The 22,724-nt window shown below is 71.7% G+C and carries 15 protein-coding genes; 12 read left to right on the forward strand and 3 right to left on the reverse strand.

All coding sequences use genetic code 11. The features are described from left to right. Positions 1 to 13: 13 nt before the first annotated feature. From ACIRHA_RS28020 to ACIRHA_RS28045, 6 genes are all read left to right on the forward strand, one after another. Positions 14 to 2,260 carry an MMPL family transporter gene (locus ACIRHA_RS28020; RefSeq protein WP_403851350.1) on the forward strand — a complete coding sequence of 749 codons (2,247 nt, stop codon included), beginning with the start codon at positions 14 to 16 and terminating at the stop codon, positions 2,258 to 2,260. Continuing rightward, positions 2,238 to 2,804, forward strand: a complete 567-nt coding sequence (locus ACIRHA_RS28025) for a GNAT family N-acetyltransferase (protein ID WP_403851353.1) — start codon at positions 2,238 to 2,240, stop codon at positions 2,802 to 2,804. Before ACIRHA_RS28020 ends, ACIRHA_RS28025 begins: the two co-directional genes overlap by 23 nt. A 35-nt stretch (positions 2,805 to 2,839) precedes the next feature. Next, complete coding sequence (locus ACIRHA_RS28030; protein ID WP_403851356.1) at positions 2,840 to 3,439, forward strand: hypothetical protein; 600 nt, start codon at positions 2,840 to 2,842, stop codon at positions 3,437 to 3,439. A gap of 177 nt (positions 3,440 to 3,616) precedes the next feature. Then, positions 3,617 to 3,817 (forward strand): hypothetical protein, encoded by a 201-nt coding sequence (locus ACIRHA_RS28035; protein WP_403851359.1) that lies wholly within the window; start codon positions 3,617 to 3,619, stop codon positions 3,815 to 3,817. A gap of 59 nt (positions 3,818 to 3,876) precedes the next feature. Next, positions 3,877 to 6,945 carry an AAA family ATPase gene (locus ACIRHA_RS28040; RefSeq protein ID WP_403852136.1) on the forward strand — a complete coding sequence of 1,023 codons (3,069 nt, stop codon included), beginning with the start codon at positions 3,877 to 3,879 and terminating at the stop codon, positions 6,943 to 6,945. A gap of 44 nt (positions 6,946 to 6,989) precedes the next feature. After that, the gene (locus tag ACIRHA_RS28045; protein ID WP_403851362.1) at positions 6,990 to 7,208 is read left to right on the forward strand and encodes a DUF6191 domain-containing protein; all 219 of its coding nucleotides are present in this window, start codon (positions 6,990 to 6,992) and stop codon (positions 7,206 to 7,208) included. 64 nt (positions 7,209 to 7,272) lie between these two features. Here the strand turns inward: ACIRHA_RS28045 and ACIRHA_RS28050 are convergent, their stop codons facing one another. Continuing rightward, the gene (locus tag ACIRHA_RS28050) at positions 7,273 to 8,448 is read right to left on the reverse strand and encodes a PQQ-dependent sugar dehydrogenase (RefSeq protein WP_403852139.1); all 1,176 of its coding nucleotides are present in this window, start codon (positions 8,446 to 8,448) and stop codon (positions 7,273 to 7,275) included. Between the two features lie 122 nt (positions 8,449 to 8,570). Then, positions 8,571 to 9,584 carry an aldo/keto reductase gene (locus tag ACIRHA_RS28055; protein ID WP_403851365.1) on the reverse strand — a complete coding sequence of 338 codons (1,014 nt, stop codon included), beginning with the start codon at positions 9,582 to 9,584 and terminating at the stop codon, positions 8,571 to 8,573. Positions 9,585 to 9,681: 97 nt separating this feature from the next. Here ACIRHA_RS28055 and ACIRHA_RS28060 point away from each other — a divergent pair, with 97 nt between their 5' ends. The 6 genes from ACIRHA_RS28060 to serA all read left to right on the forward strand — a co-directional run bounded on the left by ACIRHA_RS28060 (position 9,682) and on the right by serA (position 19,590). Next, entirely contained in the window at positions 9,682 to 10,632 is a 951-nt protein-coding gene (locus tag ACIRHA_RS28060) for a 2-hydroxyacid dehydrogenase (RefSeq protein WP_403851368.1), read from the forward strand. Positions 10,633 to 11,164: 532 nt separating this feature from the next. Next, positions 11,165 to 13,978, forward strand: a complete 2,814-nt coding sequence (locus ACIRHA_RS28065) for a putative bifunctional diguanylate cyclase/phosphodiesterase (protein ID WP_403852142.1) — start codon at positions 11,165 to 11,167, stop codon at positions 13,976 to 13,978. 265 nt (positions 13,979 to 14,243) lie between these two features. Beyond that, entirely contained in the window at positions 14,244 to 16,094 is a 1,851-nt protein-coding gene (locus tag ACIRHA_RS28070; protein ID WP_403851371.1) for an acetolactate synthase large subunit, read from the forward strand. Positions 16,095 to 16,127: 33 nt separating this feature from the next. Further along, on the forward strand, positions 16,128 to 16,652 hold the full coding sequence (ilvN, locus tag ACIRHA_RS28075; RefSeq protein ID WP_385767107.1) for an acetolactate synthase small subunit: 525 nt from the start codon (positions 16,128 to 16,130) through the stop codon (positions 16,650 to 16,652). Between the two features lie 83 nt (positions 16,653 to 16,735). Beyond that, positions 16,736 to 17,734 carry a ketol-acid reductoisomerase gene (gene ilvC / locus ACIRHA_RS28080; protein ID WP_403851375.1) on the forward strand — a complete coding sequence of 333 codons (999 nt, stop codon included), beginning with the start codon at positions 16,736 to 16,738 and terminating at the stop codon, positions 17,732 to 17,734. Between the two features lie 254 nt (positions 17,735 to 17,988). Continuing rightward, positions 17,989 to 19,590 (forward strand): phosphoglycerate dehydrogenase, encoded by a 1,602-nt coding sequence (serA, locus tag ACIRHA_RS28085; RefSeq protein WP_403851378.1) that lies wholly within the window; start codon positions 17,989 to 17,991, stop codon positions 19,588 to 19,590. A gap of 64 nt (positions 19,591 to 19,654) precedes the next feature. On the opposite strand, the gene ACIRHA_RS28090 is transcribed toward serA, so the two are convergent. Beyond that, a complete protein-coding gene (locus ACIRHA_RS28090; RefSeq protein WP_403851381.1) occupies positions 19,655 to 22,669 on the reverse strand; it encodes an AAA family ATPase in 3,015 nt (1,004 codons plus the stop codon). Between the last annotated feature and the right edge of the window lie 55 nt (positions 22,670 to 22,724).

Genomic DNA, 22,724 nt, shown 5'->3' on the forward strand with positions numbered 1-22,724 from the left:
AGGGAGCGCGACCGTGGCCGCACTTGCCCGCTGGTGTGTCAGGCACCGGCTCGTGGTCGTACTTCTGTGGTTGACCGCCCTTCTGGGCACGAGCGCCGCCGCGGCCGTCGCCGGATCCGCGTACTCGAACGACTACGAGGCGCCCGGCACCGAGTCGGGGCGCGCCACACAGCTCCTCGACGAGAACTTCTCCGGGCTCGGCGGCGACAGCGACACCGTCGTCTGGCACATCGAGGGCTCCACCGTGCGCGCCGCCGACGTCGAGAAGACGATGAGCAACACCTTGGGCGAGCTCGCCGACCTCCCCGGCGTCGCCTCCGTCGGATCTCCGTACGAGGCCGGTGGCACGGGACAGGTCAGCGCCGACGGGCACACCGCGTACGCCACGGTCACCTTCGGGAAGCAGGCCGACGACATCCCGAAGGGGCAGGCGCAGGCCGTCGTCGACACCGCGCAGGCCGCCGAGGACGACGGGCCCGACGGGCTTCAGGTCGAGCTGGGCGGCAGCGCCGTCGCGCTCACCGAGTCGACGTCGGCCCATACGTCCGAGATCATCGGCGTCGTCGTCGCGGCCGTCGTGCTCTTCCTCGCCTTCGGCTCGCTCGCCGCGGCCGCGCTGCCCATCGCGACCGCGCTGGTGAGCGTCGGCACCGCGTACGCCGGGATCGTGCTGCTCGGGCACGTCATGACGGTCGCGGACTTCGCGCCGATGCTCGGCATGCTCGTCGGGCTCGGCGTCGGGATCGACTACGCGCTGTTCATCGTGACCCGGCACAGGAGAGGGCTGAAGCGGGGGCTTCCGGTCGCCGAGGCCGCCGAGCGGGCCGTCGCCACCACCGGGCGGGCCGTCGTGTTCGCCGGGGCCACCGTGTGCATCGCTCTGCTCGGCATGCTGATGCTGGGCCTGAGCTTCCTCAACGGCGTCGCCATCGCCGCCTCCGTGACCGTGCTGCTCACCGTCGCCGCGTCCGTGACGCTGCTGCCGGGGCTGCTCTCGTACATCGGGATGCGTGCGCTGTCGCGGCGCGAGCGGCGGCGGCTCGCCGAGCACGGGCCCGAACCCGTGCTGCCCACCGGGTTCGCCGCCCGCTGGGCCGCCTTCGTGGAGCGCCGCCCGAAGCTGCTCGGCACACTCGCCGTCGCCGTGATCGCGGTGCTCTCGCTGCCCACCTTCTTCCTCCACCTGGGCACGTCCGACCAGGGCAACAGTCCGGCGAGCAGCACCACCCGGCAGGCGTACGACCTGCTTGCCGACGGTTTCGGGCCCGGCGTGAACGGTCCGCTGACCCTCGTCACCCAGGTCGACGGCGCCAAGGACAAGGCCGCGCTCGCGGAGCTGACGAGCGAGCTGCGGGCCACCGACGGGGTCGCCTCCGTCTCGCGTGTTACGTATAACGCGGACGACAGCGCCGCCCACGTCACCGTCGTGCCGACCTCCTCGCCGCAGTCCGAGCGGACCAGCGAGCTCGTCGACCGGCTGCGTACCGATGTCGTGCCGGCCGCCGAACAGGGCAGCACCCTCGATGTGCAGGTCGGCGGCGTCACCGCGAGCTACGACGACTTCGCGGAGGTCATCGTCGGCAAGCTGCCCCTGTTCGTCGGGGTCGTGGTCGGACTCGGGTGCGTACTGCTCCTGCTCGCCTTCCGGTCCATCGGGATCCCGCTCAAGGCCGCCGCGATGAACGTCGCCGCCGTGGCCGCGGCCTTCGGGGTCGTGGTCGCGATCTTCCAGTGGGGCTGGGGGAGCGAACTGCTCGGCCTCGGGGCGTCCGGCCCGATCGAGCCCTTCCTCCCCGTGATCATGGTGTCGGTCCTCTTCGGGCTCTCCATGGACTACCAGGTGTTCCTCGTGAGCCGGATGTACGAGGAGTGGCTGGAGACCGGCGACAACCGGAGGGCCGTCCGGGTCGGGCTCGCCGAGACCAGCCGCGTGATCAACTCGGCCGCCGTGATCATGATTTCGGTGTTCCTGGCGTTCGTGCTCAGCGGGGACCGCGTGATCGCCATGTTCGGCATCGCGCTCGCCGTGGCCGTCGCCGTCGACGCGTTCATCCTCCGCACGCTCCTGGTGCCCGCCCTGATGCACATGCTCGGCGGCGCCAACTGGTGGCTGCCCAAGTGGCTCGACCGGCGCCTGCCGCGGCTGAGCATCGAGCCCCCCGAGTGCCGCGCCGCCGCGGGTGCGAGGATCCCCGTGCAGCCGGACCCGCTGCAGGACCTCTCCGCGAAGGAGCCCGATGTACGCCATCCCGCTGGATGACACCGCCGAACTGCGCCCCCTGGAGCCCTGGCACGCCGAGGAGTTCCTGGCCCACCTGGACCGGGGCCGGGAGTTCATCGGGCAGTTCATCCCGTTCGGCCAGGACGCCCGGGACACCGAAGGCGCCCGCGCGCTGATCCAGCGGTACGCCGACAAGCGCGCCGCCGACAGCGGCAGCCTGCACGGCATCCGGCTGGACGGAAAGCTCGTCGGCGGCGTGCTCTTCCGGGTCTTCGACGCGGCCGCCGGCACCTGCGAGGTGGGCTGCTGGCTGGAGCCTGCCGCCACCGGGCGCGGACTCGTCACCCGCGCGGCCCGCGTGCTCATCGACTGGGCCGTGGAAGAGCGGGGCATTCACCGTGTCGAGTGGATCGCCGCCGCCGGCAACGCGCCCAGCATCGGCGTCGCCCGCAGGCTCGGAATGCGCCGCGACGGGGTGCTCCGCGAGGCGTTCCTGTACGGCGGCGTACGCCATGACGAGGAGATCTGGTCCGTGCTCGCGCCCGAGTGGCGCAGCGCACGCGACGCGCACAGGGAACGTTAAGACGCCTCTCAGACTCCACCCCTACGGTGCGCAGCATGACTACGAAGACTGAAGCGCAGCGCGACGCCGAGACCACGGCGGAGGAGGCCGTGAAGGCAGACAAGGCCGAGCAGGCCGACAAGGAAGTCACGGCGGAGGCCACCGAGGCCGAGACCGAGGACGAGGAGGCGGCTCAGGCCGCCGAAGCCGCCGCGGAGGCCGAGCTCACGGCCCTCGCCGAGGCCGAGACCGAGAAGCCGTCCGGTGTGGGCCAGGGCGCGGGCGCGATCGTCTCCGTGGCCCTCGGCATCGTCGGGCTCAGCGGCGGCTGGCTCGGCACAATCGCCTCGGCCCGCGCACAGCTCAAGGGCCAGCTCACCACCGCGCAGAGCGCGGGCATCGCCAAGCAGATCTCCGCGATGTACGGCGAGGCCTGGCACTCCGCCGCCCTGGTCGGCGGCGCCTTCTCGCTCGTCGCCCTGCTGGTCGCCGCGGCCGTCCTGGCCCGGCCCGCGTTCGGCGCCCCCGGCAAGCCGCAGGCGCCGTGGATCAAGTCGACCGCCTGGGCGGGCTTCGCGGTCGGCGCCATCGGCCTGGTGCTCGCCGTCGCCAAGTACACCGACCTCATCCTCGGCATGCCCGGCACCAGCGGCTGAGGCACTTACACAAGGCGGCTCAGCCGCCTAAGGCACCCCGTGGGCCGCGTCTAAGGAGGCGCGGCCCACGAACATGCGGCACTCTCCCGATGTGCCGCACCCCCCTGGGGGACGAGAGTCGAGGCATCGCGGAAAACGCTCCGCGAGAGCCGCAGAAATCGTCACCAGGGAGACGAGATGTTCGAGTACGAACTGCACCAGCTCCGCTCCGCCGAACTCATCGAGGAAGCCGAGCGGTTCCGCCTCGCACGCTTCGCCCGTACGCAGGCCAAGGCCCGCCGCGCGGAGCGCCGGGGTCACCAGGAAAACAGCCAGGACGCCGAAAGGCCGGTGAGTACCGGTCGTATCCGCCGGCGCCGCGCCCCGCACACGGCGTGAGCGCGCCGGCCGCGGTCGGTGGCGAAGAAATCGCGGCCCCGCTGTCAGACCCGTGTGCGATCCTCAGCGATGTGGAGACCAGGTCCGTCAGCCCGGTGTTCGTCGGTCGTGCCGATGAACTGGGCGTACTGAGCAAGGCCCTTGAGCGGGCCGAGGCCGCCGAGCCGCAGGCGCTGCTGCTCGGCGGCGAGGCCGGCGTGGGCAAGACGCGCCTCGTCGAGGAGTTCGGCGCGGCCGCCCGCGAGCGGGGCGCCGTCGTCGTCACCGGCGGCTGCGTCGAGATCGGCGCCGACGGACTGCCGTTCGCGCCGTTCTCCACCGCCCTGCGCGCCCTGCGCCGCACGCTGCCCGCCGAGGTGGACGCGGCGGTCGCGGGCCGCGAGGACGAACTGGCCCGTCTGCTGCCGGAATTGGGCGACCAGGAAGGCCGGGGGTTCGACGGGCGCGGGGACGACAGCGCCATGGCCCGACTCTTCGAACTCACCGCCCGGCTCCTGGAGCGCGTCGCCGCCGAGCGCACCCTCGTCGTCGTCCTCGAGGATCTGCACTGGGCGGACGCCTCCACCCGCCACCTGCTCACCTACTTGTTCCGTACGCTGCGCAGCGGCCGCCTCGCCGTCATCGCCAGCTACCGCGCGGACGACGTGCACCGCCGCCACCCGCTGCGCCCCCTGCTCGCCGAACTCGACCGGCTGCGCACCGTCACCCGCATCGAACTCGGCCGCCTCAGCCGGGACGAGGTCGCCCGTCAGGTCGCCGGAATCATGGCCGCGGAACCCGAGCCGGCCGACGTGGACGACATCTTCCGGCGCTCCGACGGCAACGCGTTCTTCGTCGAGGAACTCGCCGTGTCCGCCGCCGAGGGCTGCGCCACGGGCCTGACCGACTCGCTGCGCGACGTCCTGCTCGTCCGCGTCGAATCGCTGCCCGAGTCCGCCCAGCGCGTCGCCCGGATCTGCGCGGAGGGCGGCTCCACGGTCGAGTATCCGCTGCTCGCGGCCGTCGCCGGGCTCGGCGAGGACGAGCTCATCGAGGCGCTGCGCGCGGCCGTCGGCGCGAACATCCTGCTCGCCTCGCCGGACGGGGACGGCTACCGGTTCCGCCACTCCCTGGTCCGCGAGGCCGTCAGCGACGACCTGCTGCCCGGGGAGCGCTCCCGTCTCAACCGCCGCTACGCCGAGGCCCTGGAGGCCGAGCCGACGCTGGTGCCCGTCGACGCGCGCGTGACGCGCCTCGCCAGTTACTGGTACCACGCCCACGACGCGGCGAAGGCCCTGCCCGCCGTCCTCGACGCGTCCGTGGCGGCCCGCCGCCGGCACGCGTACTCCGAGCAACTGCGGTTGCTGGAGCGGGCGATGGAGCTGTGGGACGGCGCGCCGCAGGAGATCCGCGCCGCGCTGCGCATGGGCGACTACGCCATCGCCTTCAGCTCCTGCGGCTGCGACCCCGCCGAGACCCCGCTCGACTACCTCGACCTGCTGTCCGAGGCCGCCGCCGCGGGCCGGCTGTGCGGTGAGCGGGAGCGCGCCCTGAAGATCGGCAAGCGGGGGCTTCGCATCCTGGAGGAGGCCGAGGGGAGCGGGAAGGCGGATCCCTTGCGGGCCGCGTGGTTCCACATCCAGAACTCCAAGATCGTCTCCCATCTAGGCCGCGGCGACGGGTGGGACGAGATCGCCACGGCCCAGGAGCTCGTCCGGGGCCTCCCGCCGTCCGCCGTGCACGCCGAGGTCCTGGCGAACGTGGCGGCCTGGGGCATGCTGCACAGCCCCGGCGCCCAGACCCTTGCCGCCGCCGAGCGGGCAGTCGAGTACGCGCGCATGGTCGACGACGCCGAGGAGATCGAACTCCACGCCCGGCTCGTCCGCGGCGGACTCCTCGTCGACGCCGGCGCCATCGAAGAGGGCTTCGCCGAGATGTACGAGGTCCGCGAACGCTCCCTGGGGCGGGGCATGACCGCCCGCCTCAACAACGTCAACGTCAATCTGCCCTCCCACCTGGAGGGCGTCGGGCGGTCTGCCGAAGCCGTGCGGATCTGCGAAGAGGCCGTCGTCCTGTGCCGCCGCTACGGCCTCACCGACAACAAGGGCTGGGTCCGCTCCAATCTGGCCGAGTCCCTCGTCTCGCTCGGCCGCTGGGACGAAGCGGCCGAGGTGGCCGATTGGGTGAGCCGGCGCTTCGGACTCAGCGACAAGCCTCGCGGCACCGCGTGCGCGCATCTCGCGATGATCGCACTCGGCCGTGGCGCCCTTCAGGAAGCGGCCGACCACCTCGCCGCGGCCAACGGGTACTACGGCGCGCACGACCCGCAGCCCCAGTACACGCTGCCCCGCGCCCACCTCGCCCTCGCGCTCGCCGCCTCCCAGGGCCGCCTCCTGGACGCCCGCGCCGAGCTCGACCGGCTGATCACAGCGGGGCTGCCGCCCTCCATGCACCGCTACCTGTGGCCCATCCTGCGCACCGCCGCCGCGGCCGAGGCCGACGCCCGCGGTCTGCCCGCCGCCGACACCGGGCGCGCCGAGGCGATCGCCCGTATCCGGGACGCCGCCAAGAGGCAGGCCACCCCGGTCCCCGTCTGGCGGGCCCATGAGCAGTGGACGCGCGCCGAGCTCCTGCGCGCGGAGGGCCGCGACACCGCCGACGACTGGTCCGCCGCGGCCACCGCGTTCGAACCCCTCGACCGCCCTCACGACCTGGCCCGCGTCCGGTTCCGCCTCGCGGAATCCCTGGTCGCGCGGGGTGCGGAGGACGACAGGGACCGCGCCACCGAACTCCTCCGGCTCGTCGCCGCCGTCGCCGAGCACCTGGGCGCGCGCCCGCTCGCCGAATCCGTCACCCTGCTCGCGCAGCGCGCCCGGCTGGCCCTGACCCGCGACGTGCCGCGGCGGAGCGCCCCGGCCGACCCCGCGCAGGAGTTCGGCCTCACGAGCCGCGAGCGGGACGTGCTGCGCCTGGTCGCGGCGGGCCGCAGCAATCGGCAGATAGCCGAGGAGCTGTTCATCTCGCCGAAGACGGCCAGCGTCCACGTCTCCAACATCCTCGCGAAGCTGGGCGTCGCGGGCCGCGGCGAGGCGGCGGCCCTGGCCCACCGCCTGCACCTCTTCCCGACGGAAACGGCTCCCGTACGCTGAGGGGGAGTGGCCCGCCCGGTCGGGCCACGCCACCTGGAGGCGCCGTGTTCAACATGTTCGAGGAGCTGTTCTCACCCGGCCGCAAGCACACCAACGACGAACGCAAGCGCCTGGAGCTGACCCGCACCGACACGAGCGACGGCGACCCGGGCCGCGGCCCCATAGACCTCACATCGGGCAAGGTCACCGTCCGCCCACCGACCCAAGCACCTGTGGCGACTGAACAGCAAGGCCCTGGCAATTCAAGCCCCTGCGGCGATTGAGCAGCGGGGTCCGGGGCAGAGCCCCGAGTCCGCAACCCCGTAGCCGCTCCACTGGCCGACGCCCTCAGCCCACCTTCAGCTCCAGGATCCGGTCGTCCCCAGCCTCCGGCGTCCCCCGCGTATCCGTCTCACTCGTCACAAGCCACAACTTGTCACCACCCCCCGCGACCACGGTCCGCAGCCGCCCGTACTTCCCCTCCAGGAACGCCCGCGGCTCATGCGCCGCCTTCCCACCGTCGAGCGGAATCCGCCACAGCCGCTCACCGCGCAGCCCGGCCATCCAGATCGACCCCTTCGCGTACGCGATCCCGCTGGGCGAGGCGTCCGACGTGTGCCACTGGGCGACCGGGTCGTGGTACTTCTCGCCGCCACCCTTGCCCTCGGCCTCGGGCCAGCCGTAGTTGTCACCCGCCACGATGTGATTCAGCTCGTCCCAGGTGTCCTGCCCGAACTCCGAGGCCCAGAGCCGCTTGTCCTCGTCCCAGGCCAGACCCTGCACATTGCGGTGCCCGTACGAGTACACGGGGGAGTCGCCGAAGGGATTGCCGGGCGCTGGCTCACCCTCCGGGGTCAGCCGCAGGATCTTGCCGCCCGTCGACTTCTTGTCCTGCGCAAGCGGTTTGTCGTACGTCTCGCCGGTGCCCACGTACAGCAGCTTGTCCGGGCCGAACGCGATCCGCCCGCCGTTGTGGTTCGTGCCCTTGGGAATCCCCCGGAACACGGTGTCCGGGGCGCCCAGTTGCTCACCGGACGGCTTCTTCTCGTCGTAGATCATCCGCACGACGCGGTTGTCCGACTCCGTCGTGAAGTACGCGTAGACCATGTGGTCGGAGGCGTACGAGGGGGAGAGCGCGAGGCCGAGGAGACCGCCCTCGCCCTCGGGCGCGACTCCGGGCACCTCGCCGAGCACGGTCTTCTTCCCGGTCTTCGTGTCGACGCGCGTGATCGTCCCCTCGTCGCGGGACGAGACGAGCAGGCCGCCACCGGGCAACTCGGCGAGCCCCCAAGGCGACTTGAGGCCGTCCGTGACGGTCCGCTCGACGCTCACCGAGCCCTTCGCCGGAGGTACGTCCCCCTTGGGGGACGAGGAGCCGCCCGCACCGCTCTCACTCGGCGCGGACGCCGAGTCCTTGCTCGGCGATGGAGAATCGTCACCGGAGCCGCACCCGGCCGCGAACAGAAGCGCGGCACAGGCGGTGACGGCCAACGCGGGCCGCACAGCTGGACGTTGCACGATCAGGATCCCTTCGACGTGAAGCTCGGTCGGTCACCGTGAAGCTCGGTCGTTCACACACCGCTCTACCGTTGAAACACCGCACACGCGGCCCAGGTTCCCGAACTCCCCGCCGCGAGGCGGGCCGCTCAGTCCCAGGACCCCTGCGCCGCCGGAAGGCCCGCGATCTCCGTGAAGTCCTCCGCGGTGAGCCGCAGTTCCGCCGACGCCGCGTTCTCCAGCGCCCAGCGCTCCTGCTTGGCGCCCGGCACCGGCACCACGCCCTCACCTTGCGCCGCCACCCAAGCGAGCGCCACCTGGGCCGGTGTCACGTCCTCCCCGTGCCGCGCGGCGATCCGCCGCAGGCTCGCCACGAACGGCTGGTTCGCCGCCATCATCTCGGCGGTGAAACGGGGGTGGCGGGCGCGCAGATCGTCCGGCTCGAAGCCTCCCCCGGTGGTGAGCGTGCCGGTCAGGAACCCGCTGCCCAGCGGCATCGCGGCGAGGAACCCGACGCCGCGCGCCGCGCACCACGGCAGCAGCGCCCCGAGCGCCTCCGGCGACCACACCGACAGCTCGGCCATGACCGCGCTCACCGGGAACACCTGCTGCACCCGCTCCAACAGGCGGATCGTTCCGGCATGCCGCGCGGCCCGGCCACCGCGCCGCGAGCCCCGCGCGCCCACGGCGCAGAAGCCCAGCGAGCGCACCTTGCCCGCGCTCACGAGCTCCGCCATCGCGCCCCACGTCTCCTCGACGGGAACCTCGGGGTCCTCGCGGTGCAGCTGGTACAGGTCGATGACATCGGTCTGCAGGCGCCGCAGCGACGCGTCACAGGCCCGCTTCACATAGCCGGGCCTGCCGTTGGCGACGATGTGCTGCTCGCCGACGAGCAGCCCCACCTTCGTCGACACGAAGGCGTCGGCCCGCCGCTCCTTGAGCACGCGGCCGAGCAGCAGCTCATTGGTGAAGGGCCCGTACATGTCCGCGGTGTCGACCAGGCTGCAGCCCCGGTCCAGGGCGGTGTGCAGGGTGCGCAGGGACTCCTCGCCGCGCTGCCGCGAGCCCGTGTACGCCCAGCTCATCGGCATGCAGCCGATGCCGACGGCACCCACGTCGAGGCCCGTCGCGCCGATCGCCTTGCGCGCACCACCTTGCTTCACGTGCCCGTTGACCCTCCCCAGGACCTGCCTGGCCCCTCGTACCGAGGTCCCCAACCTAACCTCTGTCCCTTCACGAGGCTGACATAGCCTCCTGACCATGACTGGTGATGTGTGGCTGCCCTTCCGCGCCGATGAGATCCCGGGCCTCCCGCAGGGGCTCGACTACCGTTTCTGGAACGGCGAACCCGACTTCCCCGCGGACCCCGCCGACTGCGCGTACTACGTCGTCCCCTACATGAAGCCGCCGGGCGTCGGCGTTCGCCCGATGCCCGAGATGACGTCCGTACGCGCCGTGCAGACGCTCTCCGCGGGTGTCGACCACGTACAGGGCGGGCTGAAGTACCTGCGTCCCGGCGTCCAGTTGTGCAATGCGCGCGGCGTGCACGACGCCAGTACCGCCGAGCTCGCGCTCACCCTGATCCTCGCTTCCCTGCGCGGCATCCCCGACTTCGTCCGCGGTCAGGACCGCGGCGAGTGGCGCGGCGGCTTCCGGCCCGCGCTCGCCGACAAGCACGTCCTCATCGTGGGGTACGGCGCCATCGGCGGTGCCATCGAGGACCGGCTCACGCCGTTCGAGGTCGCGCGGGTGACACGCGTCGCGCGCTCCGCCCGCACAACGGAGCGCGGGCCCGTGCACCCGCTCACCGAGCTGCCGGAACTGCTGCCGCAGGCCGATGTCGTCATCATGGTGACCCCGCTCACCGAGGACACCCGCGGCCTCGTGAACGCCGAGTTCCTCGCGCGCCTCAAGGGCGGTGCGCTGCTCGTGAACGTCGGCCGCGGCCCGGTCGTCGACACCAAGGCCCTCCTCGCGGAGCTGGAGACGGGCCGCATCACCGCCGCCCTCGACGTCACCGATCCCGAACCGCTGCCCCAGGAGCACCCGTTGTGGCAGGCTCCAGGGGTGCTCATCTCGCCGCATGTGGGCGGCCCCACATCCGCCTTCCTGCCGCGCGCCAAGCGTCTCCTCGCCGCTCAGCTCACGCGGTTCGCGGCGGGGGAGCCGCTCGAGAACGTCGTGCTCACCATCGACGGACGCGGCGACTGACACCCGGTCACCTCGCGACTCTGCGCACCCACAGACCTCGCGAACCACACCGGCCCCACGGGCAACTCCCGTAGGGCCGCACGCCGTTCGTCGGGCACGCTGTGCGCCCGCCCGGATGCACCCCGTGCCCACTCCGTGCCCGCATCGTGCCTGGTCGTCACGGAGAGTAGAGGAACTATGTCCCTGAGTGACGAGACTGGTGTATCGTCCCGACTGGGGCAGCGCCGTGTCAGCACGCGGCGCCGGGGAAGAGTGACGGACTGCGAGGGGGGCGACGGGCGATGCACGGCCTATGGGCGAACGATCCGACTCGGCGGGGCCGCCGACGGCGCTCCTGTGTGGTGACCCGCGCGACGCTGCGGGGCCGAAGTCCGGGCTGTCGCAGGACACATGTGCATCGGACCGGACCGCGCGGCGGACGCAGAAGGAATCAGCAGGCGGGGCAGGGGAAGGCGGACACGGGAGCCGCCCGGCGGACCGAGGCGGCCCGGTGAGTACGCACCCCACGCCGACGACGGCACTGGGCGCCTCGATGTACTCCGGCGGCCAGGCCCCCGCCCGCGCGCCGCAGCGGGGTGGCACGGGAGTCCAGTTGCTCCTCGCCCTGGTGTGCGGCGGCTTCGTGGTGGGGTCCGCGTTCGGCTGGGGATCCGACCGACTCGCCCTGATCATGGGCGACTTCGGCCTGAGTGTCGCGGCGGCGATCGCCGCCGTATCGAATTTCGTGTACGCGCGCAGCAGGCGCAGCCGCTTTCGACCCGCCTGGCTCCTGTTCGCGTTCTCCTCGCTCATGGCCAGCTTCGGCAACGGGGTGTGGGGCTGGTACGAGGTCGTCCTGCGCGAGCTGGTGCCCACACCGAGCCTCGCCGACCTGTTCTTCCTCTGCTTCGCGCCGCCCGCCATCATCGGCCTGCTCGTCCTTGCCCGGCGGCCCGTTACCAAGGCCGGCTGGATCTGCCTCGCGCTCGACGCCTGGCTGATCGCCGGCTCCCTGATCACCCTCTCCTGGAGCCTCGCCCTCGCGCACACCGCCGAGTTCGAGGGCCAGAGCGTCACCCGCACCGCGCTCTCCCTCGCGTACCCGCTGCTCGACATCGCCCTGGTCAGCATGGTCCTCGCGCTGCACTTCCGCCGCTCGCCCGGTAGCCGTACGGCGGTGAACACCGCGATCGGCGCGCTCGCCCTCACGGTGCTGTGCGACGCCCTGTTCACCTCGCCCCTGCTGCACGCCAGTTACCGCTCGGGCGAGATCCTGGACGCCGGCTGGTTCGCCGGTTCGCTGCTGCTCGCGTACGCGCCGTGGGTGGGGGCGCGGCACGGCGGGCGCGAGGACGACTCCGCGCCCGGATCCGGCGGCCGTTACCAGGTCAGCTACACCCGCCCGATCTCCGGCTCGCTCGCCGCGCTCACCCCGTATCTGGCCGCCGCGGTCTGCACGTTGGGCATTCTCTACAACCTGCTGGACGGCCACCGGGTGGACCGCGTCGTGCTCTTCACGGCCTGCACCGTCGTCCTGGCGCTCGTCATGCGCCAGGGCATCATGCTGCTCGACAACATCACGCTCACCCGGGAACTGGCGCAGAAGGAGAACCACTTCCGCTCCCTGGTCCAGGGCTCCAGCGACGTCATCATGATCGCCGCGCCGAACGGGACGCTGAGGTACGTCAGCCCGGCCGCCGCGGGCGTCTACGGGCGGGACGCCGAGGACCTCGTCGGCTCCGAGCTCGCGTCGATCATCCACCCCGAGGACCTCGGGCGTGTGATGCACGAGGTGCGCAGATTCCTCGCCGCGAGCCAGGTCGAGGAGCCCACTACGCGCATCGAATGCCGCTTCCGGTCCGGCACGGGCACCTGGCTGAACGTGGAGTCGACGATCAACCGCCACCACGGCGGCCTGATCCTCAACAGTAGAGACGTGACCGAAAGGGTGCGCCTCCAGGCCCAGTTGCAGCACAACGCCGAGCACGACCCGCTGACCGACCTGCCCAACAGGTCGCTGTTCACCAAGCGGGTCGGACAGGCCCTCGCCGGGCGGCGGGCCGGTGACATGGGCACCGCCGTGCTCTTCATCGACCTCGACGGCTTCAAGCAGGTCAACGACACGATCGGCCACCAGGCGGGCGACGAGCTGCTCGTCCAGGCGGCGCGAAGGCTGGCCGAATCCGTGCGCGCATCGGACACCGCGGCCCGGCTGGGCGGTGACGAGTTCGCGGCACTGATCGTCGGCGACGGAGGGCGGGACCACACCGCGAGAGAGCAGCAGATCTACGAGCTGGCCGACCGGCTCAGAATCACCCTGTCCCAGCCGTACTCGATCGACGGGCACGACGATGTACGGGTCGCCGCCTCCATCGGCGTCGCCTTCGCCGAGCCGGACATCACAGCGGGCGGCCTGCTGCGCAACGCCGACCTGGCGATGTACCGGGCGAAGGCCGCGGGCAAGGGCCGCGTCGAGCTGTACGCGCCGCAGATGCAGGCCGATGTCGTACGCAAGGCGGAGCTGGCCACGAGGCTGCGATCGGCGTTGCACGAGGGCGAGTTCGCGCTCCTCCACCAGCCGATCGTCTCGCTCGACGACGGCCGGATCACGGCGGTCGCCGCGCAGGCCCGATGGCGCAGCGCGCAGGGCATCCTGTTCACGCCCGCGGAGTTCCTGCGGGTGGCCGACGACAGCGAGCGCACCGCCGAGCTGGGGCGCTGGATGCTGGAGGAGGCCGTCGAGCAGGCCGCCGAGCGCGGGCACAGCGGGCACGCGACGCCGGTCGCCGTGCGGATCGGCGCCCGCAGACTCCTTGACCGGGCGATGCCGCTCGGCTCGATAGAAGCGCTCCTCACGCGGCACGGGCTGCCCTCGGGCGCGCTCGTGATCGAGCTGGCGGACAGCGACCCCAGAGTCCCGTTGGACGAGCTGGAGCGGCGTCTGACGGCGCTGCGCCGCCTCGGCGTCCGGATCGCGCTGGACGGCTTCGGCAGCGGCTATGCGGCCATCACGGCGCTGCGCCGTCTCCCCGTCGACGTACTGAAGCTGGACCGCTCGCTGATCGAGGGCGTCGTCGAGTCCGCGCGGCTTCACAAGATCACCAGCGGGTTGCTGCGGATCGCGGGGGACCTCGGACTCAGCTCCGTGGCGGACGGTGTGGACCTGCCCGAGCAGGTCGCGGCGCTGCGCTCGATGGGGTGCACGCACGGGCAGGGCATGGCGTTCTCCGGCCCGCTCGACGAGTACCGGCTGCGCCGCGCCCTCACCTCGGGGGAGTACCCGGTCCCCAGGGGACCCGCCGAGCCGGTGTTCGCGGGCTTCACCACCCTGCGCTCACATAATGAGACGCCCGTCCCACCCACTTGACACGCCCTACGCGCCGGGGAGAGGGTCAATGCCATGCGCACCCGAATTCTCGTACTTGGAAAGCGCGTCGGCTGACGCTGGGACCACTGGTTCGAACACCGGAAACCCAGCGACCGCACCCGGCGCGCTCCCCTCGCTTGCCTCACGGCACGAGGGGTTTTTTGTTGCACCGGTGCCGGTTCAGATCCGCCGCCCACCGCCCGACACACACGTAAGACTCTGCAGAACCCTCGCAAAAACCCTCAGCATCGAGAAGAGAATGCCGATGACCGAGCAGGCCACCGGGGCCAGCCAGCCGCAGCCGCGGCCCCGTTCCGGAGGACAGCAGTCCGCCCCCGTCGAGCGCGTCACGGGTGCGAAGTCCCTCATTCGCTCGCTTGAGGAGGTCGGGGTCGACACCGTATTCGGCATCCCCGGCGGCACGATCCTTCCCGCGTACGACCCGATGATGGACTCGAGCCGGGTGCGCCACGTGCTCGTCCGTCACGAGCAGGGTGCGGGCCACGCGGCCACCGGTTACGCGCAGGCCACCGGCAAGGTCGGTGTCTGCATGGCCACTTCGGGCCCCGGTGCCACCAACCTGGTGACGCCGATCGCCGACGCGATGATGGACTCGGTGCCGCTCGTCGCGATCACCGGCCAGGTCGTCTCCAAGGCGATCGGCACGGACGCCTTCCAGGAGGCGGACATCGTCGGCATCTCGATGCCGATCACCAAGCACAGCTTCCTGGTCACGAAGGCCGAGGACATTCCGCAGGCGATCGCCCAGGCGTTCCACATCGCGTCCACGGGCCGCCCGGGCCCGGTCCTCGTCGACATCCCGAAGGACATCCTGCAGGCGCAGACGACGTTCACCTGGCCGCCGCAGCAGGACCTGCCCGGCTACCGCCCGGTGATCAAGCCGCACGCCAAGCAGATCCGCGAGGCCGCGAAGCTGATCACGAATGCGAAGCGGCCCGTCCTCTACGTCGGTGGCGGCGTCCTGAAGGCCGGCGCCACCGCCGAGCTCAAGATGCTCGCCGAACTCACCGGAGCGCCCGTCACCACCACCCTGATGGCGCTCGGCGCATTCCCCGACAGCCACCCGCTGCACGTGGGAATGCCGGGCATGCACGGTGCGGTCACCGCCGTCACCGCGCTGCAGAAGGCCGACCTGATCGTCGCCCTCGGAGCCCGTTTCGACGACCGTGTCACCGGCAACCTGGACAGCTTCGCCCCGTTCGCGAAGATCGTGCACGCGGACATCGACCCGGCGGAGATCGGCAAGAACCGCGCCGCCGACGTGCCGATCGTCGGAGACGCCCGCGAGGTCATCGCCGACCTGATCCAGGCGGTCCAGAAGGAGCACAGCGACGGTCACGCCGGCGACTACAGCGCCTGGTGGAACGACCTCAGCCGCTGGCGCGAGACCTACCCGCTCGGCTACGACCAGCCCGCGGACGGCTCGCTCTCCCCGCAGCAGGTCATCGAGCGCATCGGCCAACTCGCCCCCGAGGACACGATCTTCGCGGCGGGCGTCGGCCAGCACCAGATGTGGGCCGCGCACTACATCAAGTACGAGAAGCCGGCGACCTGGCTGAACTCGGGCGGCGCCGGGACCATGGGCTACTCGGTGCCCGCCGCGATGGGCGCCAAGGCCGGCGCGCAGGACCAGACGGTCTGGGCGATCGACGGCGACGGCTGCTTCCAGATGACCAATCAGGAGCTGACCACCTGCGCCCTGAACAACATCCCGATCAAGGTCGCCATCATCAACAACGGCGCCCTCGGGATGGTCCGCCAGTGGCAGACGCTGTTCTACAACCAGCGCTACTCGAACACCGTGCTGCACGCGGGCCCCGACGGCGAGACCCCGCCGAACAAGGGCACCCGCGTCCCGGACTTCGTGAAGCTGTCCGAGGCCATGGGCTGCTACGCCATCCGCTGTGAGCGCCCCGAGGACCTCGACAAGTGCATCGAGGAGGCGAACTCGATCAACGACCGACCGGTCGTGGTCGACTTCATCGTCCACGAGGACGCCATGGTGTGGCCGATGGTCGCCGCCGGCACCTCCAACGACGAGATCATGGCCGCTCGGGACGTCCGTCCCGACTTCGGCGACGGCGAAGACGACTGAGCCACGACGAGACGTAGAGAGAGACCAAGAGATATGTCCAAGCACACGCTCTCCGTCCTGGTCGAGAACAAGCCCGGTGTCCTCGCCCGGATCACCGCCCTCTTCTCGCGCCGCGGCTTCAACATCGACTCGCTCGCCGTCGGCGTCACCGAGCACCCCGACATCTCGCGCATCACCATTGTCGTGAATGTCGAATCGCTCCCGCTCGAACAGGTCACGAAGCAGCTCAACAAGCTGGTCAACGTCCTGAAGATCGTCGAGCTGGAGCCCGACTCGGCCGTGGCCCGCGAGCTGGTGCTCGCCAAGGTCCGCGCCGACAACGAGACGCGCTCGCAGATCGTCGAGATCGTCCAGCTGTTCCGCGCCAAGACCGTGGACGTCTCTCCGGAGGCGGTCACCATCGAGGCCACCGGATCCAGCGACAAGCTCGAGGCGATGCTCAAGATGCTGGAACCCTTCGGCATCAAGGAGCTCGTCCAGTCGGGCACCATCGCGGTCGGCCGCGGCTCGCGCTCCATCACCGACCGGAGCCTGCGGGCGCTCGACCGCTCCGCGTAGCTCGCATCGCGAGACCCCAAAACCTTCTTTCCGCACCCCGCCGTACGGTGGGACGCAACACCAGCACACCAAGGAGAACCCCAGTGGCCGAGCTGTTCTACGACGACGATGCCGACCTTTCCATCATCCAGAACCGCAAGGTCGCGGTGATCGGTTACGGCTCCCAGGGCCACGCCCACGCGCTCTCGCTGCGCGACTCGGGCGTCGACGTGCGCGTCGGCCTGCACGAGGGCTCCAAGTCCAAGGCCAAGGCCGAGGAGCAGGGCCTGCGCGTGGTCACCCCGTCCGAGGCCGCGGCCGAGGCCGACGTCATCATGATCCTGGTCCCGGACCCGATCCAGGCCCAGGTCTACGAGGAGACGATCAAGGACAACCTGAAGGACGGCGACGCGCTGTTCTTCGGTCACGGCCTCAACATCCGCTACGGCTTCATCAAGCCGCCGGAGGGTGTCGACGTCTGCATGGTCGCCCCGAAGGGCCCGGGTCACCTCGTGCGCCGTCAGTACGAGGAGGGTCGCGGCGTTCCGTGCATCGCGGCCGTCGAGCAGGACGCCTCCGGCAAGGGCTTCGAGCTGGCCCTCTCGTACGCGAAGGGGATCGGCGGCACCCGCGCCGGCGTCATCAAGACGACCTTCACCGAGGAGACCGAGACCGACCTGTTCGGTGAGCAGGCCGTTCTCTGTGGTGGCACCGCCGCGCTGGTCAAGGCCGGTTTCGAGACGCTGACCGAGGCCGGCTACCAGCCGGAGATCGCGTACTTCGAGTGCCTGCACGAGCTGAAGCTCATCGTCGACCTCATGTACGAGGGCGGGCTGGAGAAGATGCGCTGGTCGGTCTCCGAGACCGCCGAGTGGGGCGACTACGTCACCGGCCCGCGGATCATCACGGACGCCACCAAGGCCGAGATGAAGCAGGTCCTCGCCGAGATCCAGGACGGCACGTTCGCCAAGAACTGGATGGACGAGTACCACGGCGGTCTGAAGAAGTACAACGAGTACAAGAAGCAGGACGAGGACAGCCTCCTCGCCACCACGGGCGCCGAGCTGCGCAAGCTCATGAGCTGGGTGAACGAGGAGGCCTAGGCCTCCACGGAACGGGGTCGCGGCACACGCCGCGACCCCGTTCTTCATGGCTCGTCCACGCCGTTGTCCACGGTGTACAGCCTCGGACGAGTGATCCTTCCAGGGAGGCGCAAGCGCACCTCCCTGGCGGCACTACACTGCAGAACATATTCGCGTCGGGCCCACAGCGTCGTGCGTCTTCCACGCGGCACAAGCACCCTCCACCGCCTGCGGCCGTCGGGACGGCCGTCCGCACTGGACCTGTGAGGACTCACGTGAGCACTGCTGCCAACGGCAAACCCGTCGTACTCATCGCCGAAGAGCTGTCGCCCGCGACGGTCGACGCCCTGGGCCCGGACTTCGAGATCCGCCAGTGCAACGGCGCGGACCGGGCGGCGCTGCTGCCCGCCATCGCCGACGTCGACGCGATCCTGATCCGCTCGGCCACCAAGGTCGACGCCGAGGCGATCGCCGCCGCGAAGAAGCTGAAGGTCGTCGCACGAGCCGGCGTCGGCCTCGACAACGTCGACGTGTCCGCCGCCACCAAGGCAGGCGTGATGGTCGTCAACGCGCCGACCTCGAACATCGTGACCGCCGCCGAGCTCGCCTGCGGTCTGCTCATCGCCACCGCGCGCAACATCCCGCAGGGCTCGCAGGCCCTCAAGGCCGGCGAGTGGAAGCGCAGCAAGTACACGGGTGTCGAGCTCGCCGAGAAGACGCTGGGTGTCGTGGGCCTGGGCCGCATCGGCGCCCTCGTCGCGCAGCGCATGTCCGCCTTCGGCATGAAGGTCGTCGCGTACGACCCGTACGTGCAGCCCGCGCGCGCCGCGCAGATGGGCGTGAAGGTCCTTTCGCTGGACGAGCTGCTCGAGGTCTCCGACTTCATCACCGTGCACCTCCCGAAGACCCCCGAGACGCTGGGCCTGATCGGCGACGAGGCGCTGCACAAGGTCAAGCCGAACGTGCGCATCGTCAACGCCGCGCGCGGCGGGATCGTCGACGAGGAGGCGCTCTACTCGGCGATCAAGGAAGGCCGCGTCGCGGGCGCCGGCCTCGACGTGTACGCGAAGGAGCCCTGCACGGACTCCCCGCTGTTCCAGTTCGACCAGGTCGTCTGCACCCCGCACCTCGGCGCCTCCACGGACGAGGCGCAGGAGAAGGCCGGCGTCGCCGTCGCCAAGTCGGTGCGCCTCGCGCTCTCCGGCGAGCTCGTGCCGGACGCGGTGAACGTCCAGGGCGGCGTCATCGCCGAGGACGTCAAGCCGGGTCTGCCGCTCGCCGAGCGCCTCGGCCGGATCTTCACCGCGCTCGCGGGCGAGGTCGCGGTCCGCCTCGACGTCGAGGTGTACGGCGAGATCACCCAGCACGACGTGAAGGTGCTCGAACTCTCCGCGCTCAAGGGCGTCTTCGAGGACGTCGTCGACGAGACGGTGAGCTACGTCAACGCCCCGCTGTTCGCGCAGGAGCGCGGCGTCGAGGTCCGCCTCACGACGTCCTCCGAGTCGCCCGAGCACCGCAACGTCGTCACTGTCGCCGGCACCCTGTCCGACGGCCAGAAGGTCTCGGTCTCCGGCACGCTCGCGGGCCCGAAGCACCTCCAGAAGATCGTCGCGGTCGGCGAGTACGACGTGGACCTGGCGCTCGCCGAGCACATGGTCGTCCTGCGCTACGAGGACCGTCCCGGCGTCGTCGGCACGGTGGGCCGTGTCCTCGGCGAGTCGGGCATCAACATCGGCGGCATGCAGGTCTCGCGCGCCGACGTCGGCGGCGAGGCCCTCGCGGTCCTGACCGTGGACGACACGGTGCCGCAGTCGGTCCTGAACGAGCTGGCCGCCGAGATCGGCGCGACCTCGGCGCGGTCCGTCAACCTCGACTGAGGTCTCTGGTCGGAGTACGCGTACGAGGGCCGGGTCACCCGCGGGTGACCCGGCCCTCGTACGTTCAGGTGCGCTCTCGGCCGGAGGCGCTGCTCTCCGGTTCGATCAGGCCCTCGCGGTAGGCGATGCCCACGGCCTCGGTGCGGCTCGCGGCGCCCAGCTTGGCGAGGATGTTCGAGACGTGGACGCTCGCGGTCTTGCCGCTGATGAACAGCTCCTCGCCGATCTGGCGGTTGGTACGTCCCCGGCCGAGCAGCCGCAGCACGTCGCTCTCCCGGGAGGTCAGCGCGGCGATACGGTCCCCGGCGGCCGGAGCGCCGGCGAGGCGGCCCCGCCGGATCAGGGTGTCCAGGGCCTCGCGCAGCGGTTCGGCGCCGAGCAGTACGGCCGTGTCGCGGGCCGCGTACGCCTGCTCGGCGGCCTCCTCGCGGCGGTCGGCGGTGAGCAGGGCCTCGGCCAACCGCCGTCGGCAGCGGGCCAGTTCGTACGGCTCGCCGTAGTCGAACGCCGTCACGGCCCGCTCCCAGGCCGCGACGTCGGGTCCTGTCGCGGCGCGCATCCGCTCGGCCTCGGCGCGGGCCAGCCAGGCCAGGCCCTCGGGGCCCTGCTCCGTGCCGTCCTCACCGTGCGCCGCCGTGTCGCGGGCCAGCCCCACCAGCTCGGTGGCGGTTCCCGCCCAGCGGTCCGCGCCCGCCGTGTCGCCGGAAAGGCGGGCCTCCTCGGCCGCGTCCGCGACGGCCGCGAGGGCCAGCGCGGCGAGCCGCACCACGACGTCGGGCCGAGTGCCGCCCGAGACGTCGGTGAGCGAGTCGACCGACGCGCGCACCTGTCGTACGCAGTCCTCGGCGGCGCCGCGCAGCGCCGCCGCGTCGGTCAGCACGATCGCGGCGACGAGCGCCGCCATCCAGTCGAAGTGATGGTCGAGGAGCCCGCTGGCCCCTGCGACCGCCGCGTCGTACTCGCCGCGGGCCAGCGTCACGTACAGCGCGGGCGCGATCGCGAACCCGCCCGCGGGCGGCAGCAGTTCGGTGTCGGCGGCCGCCGCACGCGCGCACTCGTCCCAGCGGCCCAGCGTGTAGAGCAGCAGGGACTGCAGGTAGCGCAGCTCCAGGGCGTACGGCGAGGTGAGGAGCCCCGCGCGGCGGGCGATGGTGAGGCCCTCGGCGAGCCAGGGCAGGCACGCGTCCAGGTCACCGGACTCGTAACAGCCGATGGCGAGGTTGTAGAGCGCCCGCATCTCCACCGCGAGGTTCCCGGCGGAGCCGGCCAGCTCACGGGCCCTGACCAGTCGGTCCCGGCCCTGCGGTGTACGCCGGTTGTGCGTCTCCAGGGTGACCAGTGAGATGGTCAAGTCGGCCTGGGCGTCGGCGAGTTCGAGTCGATTGGCGACGTCGAGCGCCTGCCGGGCGACGCGCTCGGCGTCCTCGTTACGGCCCACGTGCCGCGCGGCCAGGACGTGCGTCGCGGCGGCCCACACCCAGGTGCCGGAGGGTGGCTCGGCCGGGATCAGCTCCAGTGCTTCGCTGCTGTACGTGAACGCCGCCTCCAGGTGGTCGATCCGGATCAGGTTGCCCGCGAGGGTGTAGCGCACGCGCGCCGCGAGTTCCGAGTCGGCGTCGGAGCCGGCCCGGGCGAGCGCGGAGCGGGTGAGCTGGACCGCGCGATGCGGGTCGCCCGCGCGGGCGGCGGCGGCCGAGGCGCGCAGGGTGAGGGTGGCCGCGTCGCCGGTCTCGGGGCGTGCGGGCGCGTCCACCACGGCCAGGAGTTCGAGCGCGGTCTCCAGGTGCCGCAGCTCCTCGGCGGGCGCGCCGACGCGCTGGGCGTGGTCGGCGGCTTCGAGGGAGGCCGCGAGGGCGTCGGGCAGGTCGTGGCTCTCGCGCGAGTGGTGGGCACGCTCCGCCGCGCTCTGCGGCGAACGGCCCTCGCCCGCGAGGAGCGCGGCGAACCGGCCGTGCAGCCTGACCCGTTCGCCGGGCAGCAGATCCGCGTACACGGCCTCTCGGGTGAGGGCGTGCCGGAACGAGTACGTCGCGTCGTCGCCCGGCACGAGGAGCTGGTGTCCGACGGCCTCGCGCAGCGCCGACTCCAGCTCCTCCTCCGGCAGTTGCACGGCGGCCCGCAGCAGCTCGTGCCCGACCCGGCGGCCCGCGACGGCCGCCGTGCGCAGGACCTGCTGGGCGGTCTCGGTGAGCTGCTCGATCCGGATGAGCAGCACATCCGCCAGACCGCTGGGCATGGCGGGGGAGTCGGTGCCCTCGTCGTCGCCGGGCAGGGCGGCGAGCAACTCCTCGGCGTAGAAGGCGTTTCCCTCGGCGCGGTCGACGATGCGGCGGACCGTGCTGTCGGGCACGGGGCCCGTACGGCGTGCGCGGACGAGCCGGGCCATGTCCGCGTCGGCCATCGGGCGCAGGTCGAGACGGTCGACGGCGGGCAGCCTGATCAGCTCGGCGAGCAGTGGCCGCAGGGGGTGCCGTCGGTGCAGGTCGTCCGCGCGGTACGAGGCGAACACCGCGAGGCGGCGGGGCTGCAGGACGCCCCGGCTGAGCAGGAAGCGGAGCAGGTCGCGGGAGGACTGGTCGGCCCAGTGGAGGTCCTCGACGACCAGGAGCAGCGGCGTCAGTTCGGCCAGGTCGGCGAGGAGCCCGGCGACACCCTCGAAGAGCTGGAGGCGGCTGCCGGGGTCGGGCGCGGAACCGGCCCCCGAGGCCGCGCCGATGAGCCGGTCCACCGCGGGGTACGCGGCGAAGGCCGGGGCGAGCCTGTCGTCGGCGGCCGCCGCGCCGAGGATCTCCGTGAACGGGAGGTACGGCAGGCCCACGTCCCCGACGTCCACGCAGTGGCCGGTCAGGACGGTCAGGCCGGTGGCGGCGGCGTGCGCCGAGGCCTCCGTGAGCGCCCGGGTCTTGCCGACGCCGGCGTCCCCCGCCACCAGGACGGCGCGCGGTTCGCCGGCCGCGGCCCGCTCCAGGACGCCGGTGAGCCGGGCGAGTTCGTCCGCCCGGCCGATGAACGGCGTATCGAATGTCTGAGCCACGGGGCCATCCTGGCACGGTCCGGGTGGGGCTCTGGTGCGGTCCATCCTGACTGGGGAGAGAGCAGGGACGGCCGGTCGGAGCCGCCCGAGTCGACCGGGG

Source organism: Streptomyces sp. NPDC102360 (assembly GCF_044766085.1).
GTDB lineage: Bacteria > Actinomycetota > Actinomycetes > Streptomycetales > Streptomycetaceae > Streptomyces.

Bases quoted from the DNA above. Each gene is read 5' to 3' on its own strand.
- ACIRHA_RS28060 (WP_403851368.1), top strand. From the start codon at position 9,682: ATGACTGGTGATGTGTGGCTGCCCTTCCGCGCCGATGAGATCCCGGGC.
- ACIRHA_RS28090 (WP_403851381.1), bottom strand. From the start codon at position 22,669: ATGGACCGCACCAGAGCCCCACCCGGACCGTGCCAGGATGGCCCCGTG.
- ilvN (WP_385767107.1), top strand. From the start codon at position 16,128: ATGTCCAAGCACACGCTCTCCGTCCTGGTCGAGAACAAGCCCGGTGTC.
- ACIRHA_RS28070 (WP_403851371.1), top strand. From the start codon at position 14,244: ATGACCGAGCAGGCCACCGGGGCCAGCCAGCCGCAGCCGCGGCCCCGT.
- ACIRHA_RS28030 (WP_403851356.1), top strand. From the start codon at position 2,840: ATGACTACGAAGACTGAAGCGCAGCGCGACGCCGAGACCACGGCGGAG.
- ACIRHA_RS28065 (WP_403852142.1), top strand. From the start codon at position 11,165: ATGTACTCCGGCGGCCAGGCCCCCGCCCGCGCGCCGCAGCGGGGTGGC.
- ACIRHA_RS28035 (WP_403851359.1), top strand. From the start codon at position 3,617: ATGTTCGAGTACGAACTGCACCAGCTCCGCTCCGCCGAACTCATCGAG.
- ACIRHA_RS28025 (WP_403851353.1), top strand. From the start codon at position 2,238: ATGTACGCCATCCCGCTGGATGACACCGCCGAACTGCGCCCCCTGGAG.